The sequence below is a fragment of the Parafrankia sp. FMc2 genome, assembly GCF_041008525.1.
Taxonomy (GTDB): domain Bacteria; phylum Actinomycetota; class Actinomycetes; order Frankiales; family Frankiaceae; genus Parafrankia.
Map to the genome: position 1 here is coordinate 22,422 of NZ_JBFLUG010000094.1, position 7,786 is coordinate 30,207.

Below are 7,786 nucleotides of genomic sequence, written 5' to 3' on the forward strand. Positions count from 1 at the left end.
CGCATCCCCGGCCGATGGCTCAACGGCCGGGCCTGGACCGGATTGGCTCGGTGTCCGCGTGCCCGCGGCCACCCTGGCGGATGACCGCGGCGTAGCTGGCCGGAGCCCCCGGCAGATCGCGGCCCGGCTGATCCGCTGCAGACTGATCCACCGCACCCTGCTCGGGCGCACCCTGTTCTGGCGCCGCGTGGTCCACCAGCCGCGCGCCCTCGACGTCGACGTTGGGCAGCAGACGGTCGAGCCAGCGCGGCATCCACCAGGCGGCGCGCCCCAGCAGGGCCATGACCGCGGGGACGATCGTCATCCGGACGATGAAGGCGTCGATGGCGACGCCGAGCGCGAGCGCCAGACCCATCTGCTTGATCAGCGCTTCCGGGGTGAGGATGAACCCGGCGAAGACACTGATCATGATGATCGCCGCGGCGGTGACCACCCGGGCTCCGTGGTCGAAGCCGGAGACAACCGCCTCGGTCGGGCTCGCGCCGTGGACGTGCTGCTCACGCATTCCCGTGACGAGGAAGACCTGGTAATCCATGGCGAGACCGAACACCAGGCCGACGATCAGGACGGGCAGCAGGCTCATGATCGGCCCGGTCTGACCCTCGATCCCGAGCAGCCCCTCGAACCAGCCCCACTGGAACACCGCGACCACCACGCCGAGCGACGCGACGACGGTGAGCAGGAAGCCGCCCACCGCCTTGAGCGGGACGAGTACCGAGCGGAAGACCAGGCAGAGCAGGATGATCGCGAGACCGACGACGACCATCAGGTAGGGCAGCAGGGCGTCGCCGAGCGAGTCGGTGATGTCGACGGCGAGCGCGGTGCTCCCGGTCACCGAGACCTCGGAGCCGTCGGGTGCCGGCAGGTCGCGGATGGCGCGGACCAGGTCGCTGGTCTCGACGGCGGCCGGGCCGGTCTCCGGGATGACGCTGAGGATCGCCGTGTCACCGGCCGCGTTGACCTGCGCCGGGCTGACGTTCGCGACGTGGTCGAGACGGCCGATCTCGGCCCCGACGGCGTCCGCCGCGGCCTGCGGGTCGGTGGCCGGCGACCAGGCGTTCGGGCGGGTGTCGACGGTGATGGTGAGCGGCCCGTTGAAGCCGGCGCCAAAGTTGTCCGACAGCAGGTCGTAGGCCTTGCGCGCCGAGCTGTCGGGCGCGGCGGTGCTGTCGTCGGGCAGGGCGAGCCGCATGTCGAGCGCCGGGATCGCGGCGGCGCCGAGGGCCATCACGGTGGCCACGAGGACGGCGACCGGGTGACGGGTGATCCAGGCGGCCCAGCGACGCGCGCGGGTCGGCGTGCTCGGCAGGTGCCGGCCCGGGGAGTCACCACCCTGGTCTGACCGGTCGCGGCGCGGGCGGACCCTGGCGCCGGCGAAGCCGAGCAGTGCCGGCAGCATTGTCAGGGCGATCACGACCGCGAGCAGGACGGCGAAGCTGGCCGCGATGCCCATCTCGGTCAGGAACGGAATGTTGACGACCACCAGGCCGACCAGCGCGATCGCCACCGTCAGCCCGGCGAACACGACCGCGGAGCCCGCGGTTCCGACCGCCCGGCCCGCCGCGTCCTCCTGACTCAGGCCCCGCCCGAGCTCCTGGCGGTAGCGGGAGACGACGAACAGCGAGTAGTCGATCGCGACGGCGAGGCCGAGCATCACCGCGAGCGTCGAGGTGTTCGACGACAGTTCGATGAAGCCGGTCGCGGCGGTGATCGCTGCCACCGCGGTGCCGACGCCGACCAGCGCGACCAGCAGTGGCAGGCCGGCGGCGACCAGCGATCCGAGCGTGATCACCAGGACGAGGGCCGCAACCGCCAGACCGATCAGCTCGGTCGCTCCGCTCCCGCCGTCGTCCTCGGTGGCGTCGCCTCCGGCCTCGACGGTCAGACCCGCGGCACGCCCCCGCTCGATCGCCTGGTCCAGGGTGTCGCGGGCCTCATCGGAGAGGTCGGCGGCGGCGACGCTGTAGGTGACCTGGGCGAACCCGACCGTGGCGTCACCGGAGAGCCGTCCGCTGTAGGGATCGGCGACGGAGGCGACCTCGTCCGTACCGTCCAGGGAGCTGACGACCGAGCCGACCGCGTCCTGCCAGCGCTGCGCGGTGAGCGGCGACCCGTCCGGCGCGGCGAAGACGATTCTGGCCGTCGCGCCGTCCGCTCCGGCCTCGGGGAAGCGTTCCTCCAACAGATCGAGCGCCCGCTGGGATTCGGTGCCCGGCATCGTGAACGTGTCCAGGGTCGGCCCGGACAGGGTGGCGGCGCCCACCCCGGAGACGAGCAGGACTCCGAGCCACAGGGCGAGGACCAGACCTCGCCTCCGAAAGGAGAAGCGGCCGAGCCGCTGGAGATAGAGAGCCATGGGAACAACCCTGCTTCTGGACGACCCCCCGCCACATCCAGCCAGCGACGTCACTTGCGCATACCGCCACAGGCGTACGCGACTGCCGCAGATGCAGCAGCATCAACCGATTCCCTCCGCCGCCTGCAGACCCGGCGACCGCCCAGCATCGGACCGGCACCGGACCTGCCGGGCCGGCCCCACCCGGCCCGTGACCACCGTTCTCCTACTGCGGGCGGCGTTGCGGCCCGGCAGGACTCCCCCGCGGCGGTGATCGCGGCGGTGATGCGGGCTGCCGAGCGAGCGACCGGCGCGGTAGACGGGTACTGCGTCCGCAGTACCCGGGACCTACTCTCGACGGGGGTCGACAGCGCGGCTACCGGCGGTAGCGTGAACACAATGTCCGCCGGCCTCACACCGGCGTGGGCGTCGCTGCGGGTGTACGCCCACTCCCGGCCCTACCTCGTCGACTGCCTGGTGGTGGTCGCCACCTTCGGCGTCGGCATCTGCGCCGCCCTCGCCGCCCCGGACGCCGACGCGGACGCCCTCACCGCCCCGTCGGTCGTCCTGGGCGTGCTGGCGGCGCTCGTCCTGCTTCCGCGGCGGCGCTGGCCGCTGTCGGTCCTCGCCGCGGCGATCACGCTGCTCGCGGTCGGCTGGGGCACGGGCCTGGAGAACCCGGTGCTCCAGCTGGCCATGGGTGTCGCGATCTACACCGTCGCCGTGCGTCGGCGCGGCGCGATCGTGTGGTGCTGCGCCGTCCTCGCCTGCCTGACCTCCACGCTGGCGAGCCTGGCGAACAGCCCGTCGTTCGGCGACATCGCCTCGGTGTGGACCTGGCTCGGCCTCGCGACTTTGGCCGGCTACTCGGTGCGCGGCCGCCGTGACTACATCCTCGCCGTCGAGGACCGGGCGCTGCGCGCCGAGCAGGGCCGCGAGCAGGAGGCGCGGCGGCAGGTCGCCGAGGAGCGGCTGCGCATCGCCCGCGAGCTGCACGACGTCGTCGGCCACCACGTCGCGCTCATCAAGGTGCAGTCCGCCGTCGCCGCGCACGTCCTGCGGACCGATCCGGACCGGGCCGAGGAGTCGCTCGGCCATGTCCGCGAGGCCAGCCGCACCGTCCTGGACGAACTGTCCGCGCTGGTACGGGTGCTGCGTGAGCCGGACGAGCCGATCGCCACCCGCCCCGCCCGCGGGCTGGCCCACCTCGACGAGCTCGTCGCCGGCTTCGCCGCCAGCGGCCTGCCGCTGACCTGGGCCGCCACCGGGCAGGAGCGGGAGCTGCCCGCGCTCGTCGACCTGGCCGCGTACCGGATCGTCCAGGAGTGCCTGACCAACGCCTACAAGCACGGCGGCGGCGGGCACACCCACATCAGACTCGCCTACGAGCAGCATGGCCTGCGCATCCAGGTCCACAGCGGCGGTCCCCCCGCCGACCTCGTGCGGACAGGTGAGTGGACGGCGGTCGATATCGCCGGAACGGACCCCCCGCCGCTGGCGCACCACACGCCTGGGGCCGAACAGGCCTCCGAGTCCGGCTACGTCGCCGGTCACGGCATCATCGGCATGCGGGAGCGGGCGGCAACGCTCGGCGGCCAGCTCCACGCCGGCCGCGGCAGGGACGGCTCCTTCACGATCTCGGCCCGGCTCCCCCTCCCGCCACCTGCCGACTCCAGCGGAGGCACCCGCACCAGCTCCGATCACGACGCGGACCCGCCACCCCACACGAGCGCGGTGGTCGTCGCGCTGCCAGGCACCGCCCCCGCGGCGGATGCCGGCCGGACCGGGCGCTCCGGGGGCAGGGCGTGATCCGGGTGCTGCTGGCCGACGACCAGCCCCTGGTACGGGCCGGGTTCCGGGTGTTCATCGACGCCACCTCCGAGATGACGGTCGTCGGCGAGGCGGCCGACGGCGCCGAGGCGATCCGGCTGGCCGTCGAGCTCGCCCCCGACGTCGTGCTCATGGACATCCGCATGCCCGGCCTGGACGGCATCGCCGCCACCCGGGCGATCACCTCCGACCCGCGGCTGGCGAACACCCGCGTCCTGGTGCTGACCACGTTCGAGCTGGACGAGTACGTCTTCGAGGCGCTGCGGGCCGGCGCGAGCGGGTTCCTCGGCAAGGGTGTCGAGCCCGAGGAACTGATCAACGCGGTGCGGGTCGTCGCCCGCGGCGAGGCGCTGCTCTCCCCGCTCGCCACCAGCCAGCTCATCGCCGACTACGTCGCCCGGCCCCGGCTGTCCGCCGGCCCGGCGGCCGGTGCGCTGGACCGGCTCACCAACCGGGAGACCGAGGTTGTCCGCCTGGTGGCCACCGGCCTGTCCAACGACGAGATCGCCGAGTCGCTGTTCCTCTCCCCGCTCACGGTCAAGACCCACATCAACCGGTCGATGACGAAGCTCGGCGCCCGCGACCGTGCCCAGCTGGTGGTGATCGCCTACCAGGCGAACCTCGTCCAGCCGCCCGGCGACACCCGCGCCGGCTGAACCGGCTGAACCGGCTGAGCAGTTGGGCTGCCTCGCAGGCACGCGTGAATGCCGCGTTTGAAAACTCCCCTGACGTGTGATGGCCTGACGGCGCAGCTCACGGATGAGGGGTCGTCGACATGTCGGTTGATCAGGGAACAAATGACCTGGAACGCCTCGCCGACCTTGACCTGGACCAGCTGAGGAAGCTGGTCGGCCTGGTGGAGTACGACGGTTCCGCGGACCCGTTCCCCGTTTCCGGGTGGGATGCGCTGGTCTGGTGTGTCGGCAACGCGGTGCAGGCCGCCCACTACTTCCAGTCGGCTTTCGGGATGGAGCTGGTGGCCTGCTCGGGGCCGGAGACCGGAAATGTCGACCATCGCGCCTTTGTACTGCTTTCCGGAGCGGCGCGGTTCGTGGTGAAGGGCGCCTACGATCCGGCCAGTCCGCTCGTGGAGCACCAGCGGCGCCATGGCGACGGCCTCGTCGACATCTCTCTCGAGGTGCCGGACGTCGACCGGTGCGTCGACCATGCCCGGGCGCGCGGCGCGACGGTCGTCGAGGAACCGCACGACGTCCGGGACGAGCATGGTCTCGTCCGGCTCGCCACGATCGCGGCCTACGGGGACACCGTGCACACCCTGGTGGACCGGTCCCGCTACCAGGGCGTCTACCTGCCGGGCTACGAACGGCGGAGCTCGACGCTGGCCCGGCCGCCGGGTGCGCCGCGAGGGGTGTTCCAGGCCGTCGACCACGTCGTCGGCAACGTGGAGCTCGGCAGGATGGACCACTGGGTCGACTTCTACCACCGGGTCATGGGTTTCACGAACATGGCCGAGTTCGTCGGCGCCGACATCGCCACCGAGTACTCCGCGCTGATGAGCAAGGTGGTCGCCAGCGGCAACCACCGCGTGAAGTTCCCGCTGAACGAGCCCGCGGTCGGAAGACGCAGGTCGCAGATCGACGAGTTCCTGGAGTTCTACGGCGGTCCGGGCGCGCAGCACGTCGCGCTCGCCACGGACGACATCATCGCCGCGTATGACGCGATGGTCGCCGCGGGAGTGGACTTCCTGTCGACCCCGAGCTCGTATTACGAGGACCCGGCATTGCGGGCCCGGATCGGCTCGGTCCGGGTACCTGTCGAGGAGCTTGCGCGGCGCGGGATCCTGGTCGATCGGGACGAGGACGGCTATCTCCTGCAGATCTTCACGAAACCGGTCGGTGACCGCCCGACCGTGTTCTTCGAGCTGATCGAACGGCACGGTTCCCTGGGGTTCGGAAAGGGGAACTTCCGGGCGCTGTTCGAGGCGATCGAGCGCGAACAGCAGCTACGTGGCAACTTCTGAGACCGGGCCGGAGGAGCGGTCAGGACAGGCAGGCGGGCAGGACAGGCAGGCGGGCAGGACCGGCGGAGGGAGGTGGCCCGATGGCCTACTACCGGCAGGTGGGCGACATCCCGCCGAAACGTCACACGCAGTTCCGGCGGCCTGACGGCGGCCTGTACCGCGAGGAGCTCGTCGGCGCGGAGGGCTTCTCGTCCGACTCCTCGCTGCTGTACCACCGGTTCGTTCCCTCGGCGATCGTCGGCGCGTGGGCGTGGGAGCTGCCGGACCAGACACTGGTCGCGAACCTGCCGCTGCGGCCCCGGCACCTGCGGCTGCCGGAGCTCTTTGCAGGCCAGGAGCACAAGGCGGCCGACGCGGTCACCGGGCGGCGGCTGCTGCTCGGGAACGGCGACGTCCGGATCTCCTACGTGGTGGCCTCGCTGCCGTCGCCGTACTACCGCAACGCGGTCGGGGACGAGTGTGTCTTCGTCGAGGGCGGTGGCGCGGCGGTCGAGACGTCGTTCGGCACGCTGGACGTCGGGCCCGGGGACTACGTCGTGCTGCCCCGCACCGTCATCCACCGATGGGTGCCCACCGGGCCGGATCCGCTGCGCCTCTACGCGGTCGAGGCAAGCAGCCACGTCGTGCCGCCGAGCCGCTATCTGTCGCGGTACGGGCAGTTCCTGGAGCACGCGCCGTACTGCGAGCGTGACCTGCGGGCGCCGGCCGAACCGATGCTGGCGCAGGGTACGGATGTCGAGGTCCACGTCCGGCACCGCCTGGGCCGGGACGGCCTGGCGGGAACGGTGCACGTGTTCCCGCAGCACCCCTTCGACGTCGTCGGCTGGGCCGGATGCCTGTACCCGTATGCCTTCAACGTCGCCGACTTCGAGCCGATCACCGGACGGGTGCATCAGCCCCCGCCTGCGCACCAGGTGTTCGAAGGCCGGAACTTCGTGGTGTGCACCTTCGTCCCCCGCAAGGTCGACTACCACCCGCAGGCGGTCCCCGTGCCGTACTACCACTCCAACGTCGACTCGGACGAGGTGATGTTCTACGTCGACGGGAACTACGAGGCCCGCCGGGGGTCGGGCATCGGCCGGGGCTCGGTCTCGCTGCATCCCGGCGGGCATTCCCACGGCCCCGCGCCCGGGGCGGTCGAGCGCTCGCTCGGCGTCGAGCACGTCGACGAGCTCGCGGTCATGGTCGACACCTTCCACCCGCTCGACCTGGGTGAGGGCGCGCTGGCCGCCGACGACGGCGACTATGCCTGGTCCTGGTCCCGCCCTGGCACGGACGCATGACGAATCCGTGCACCGGCCTGGCCAGCCCCCCGAGCGGCAGCACCGTCAGCCGGCTGCTGGCCGGCCTGTTCGACGACGCCGCCCTGTTCCCACCGGGCGACGCACCCATGGACGCGGCGCTGGCCGCGTACCGGTCCCGCTCCGCGGCCCTGCGGACGATGGTGGGCAGGTTCGTCGTCCCGGCGGCCCGCCTCGGCGAGCTGGTCGAGGCACTGGGGCGGGCGGGGCCACGGGAGTCCCCGGATCCGGTGCCGCTCGTGGTGACGACGACCGCGAGCGAGCTGCCCGCCGTCATGACCCAGCTACGACCGCCGGCACTCACCCACCTCTCCCCGGCCGTAGCGACCCGGGTCGAGG

The 7,786-nt window shown here is 72.1% G+C and carries 5 protein-coding genes and 1 pseudogene; 5 read left to right on the forward strand and 1 reads right to left on the reverse strand.

Features of this window, described 5'->3' with window-relative positions; all coding sequences use genetic code 11:
* Nucleotides 1-19: 19 nt before the first annotated feature.
* Entirely contained in the window at nucleotides 20-2,356 is a 2,337-nt protein-coding gene (locus tag AB1460_RS25760; protein WP_368964685.1) for an MMPL family transporter, read from the reverse strand.
* A gap of 378 nt (nucleotides 2,357-2,734) precedes the next feature.
* On the opposite strand from AB1460_RS25760, the gene AB1460_RS25765 reads away from it, so the two are divergent.
* The 5 genes and pseudogenes from AB1460_RS25765 to AB1460_RS25785 all read left to right on the forward strand — a co-directional run.
* Nucleotides 2,735-4,144 carry a sensor histidine kinase gene (locus AB1460_RS25765; RefSeq protein ID WP_368964686.1) on the forward strand — a complete coding sequence of 470 codons (1,410 nt, stop codon included), beginning with the start codon at nucleotides 2,735-2,737 and terminating at the stop codon, nucleotides 4,142-4,144.
* Nucleotides 4,141-4,821 (forward strand): response regulator, encoded by a 681-nt coding sequence (locus tag AB1460_RS25770; RefSeq protein ID WP_368964687.1) that lies wholly within the window; start codon nucleotides 4,141-4,143, stop codon nucleotides 4,819-4,821. Before AB1460_RS25765 ends, AB1460_RS25770 begins: the two co-directional genes overlap by 4 nt.
* Nucleotides 4,822-4,940: 119 nt before the next feature.
* A complete protein-coding gene (hppD, locus tag AB1460_RS25775) occupies nucleotides 4,941-6,146 on the forward strand; it encodes a 4-hydroxyphenylpyruvate dioxygenase (protein ID WP_368964688.1) in 1,206 nt (401 codons plus the stop codon).
* A gap of 80 nt (nucleotides 6,147-6,226) precedes the next feature.
* Nucleotides 6,227-7,429, forward strand: coding sequence for a homogentisate 1,2-dioxygenase (locus AB1460_RS25780; protein WP_368964689.1), 1,203 nt, complete (start codon nucleotides 6,227-6,229; stop codon nucleotides 7,427-7,429).
* A pseudogene (locus AB1460_RS25785) lies at nucleotides 7,426-7,786 on the forward strand (hypothetical protein); the annotation flags it as partial. The gene AB1460_RS25780 and the pseudogene AB1460_RS25785, both read left to right, overlap by 4 nt.

Bases quoted from the DNA above. Each gene is read 5' to 3' on its own strand.
- AB1460_RS25760 (WP_368964685.1), bottom strand. From the start codon at position 2,356: ATGGCTCTCTATCTCCAGCGGCTCGGCCGCTTCTCCTTTCGGAGGCGA.
- AB1460_RS25765 (WP_368964686.1), top strand. From the start codon at position 2,735: ATGTCCGCCGGCCTCACACCGGCGTGGGCGTCGCTGCGGGTGTACGCC.
- hppD (WP_368964688.1), top strand. From the start codon at position 4,941: ATGTCGGTTGATCAGGGAACAAATGACCTGGAACGCCTCGCCGACCTT.
- AB1460_RS25780 (WP_368964689.1), top strand. From the start codon at position 6,227: ATGGCCTACTACCGGCAGGTGGGCGACATCCCGCCGAAACGTCACACG.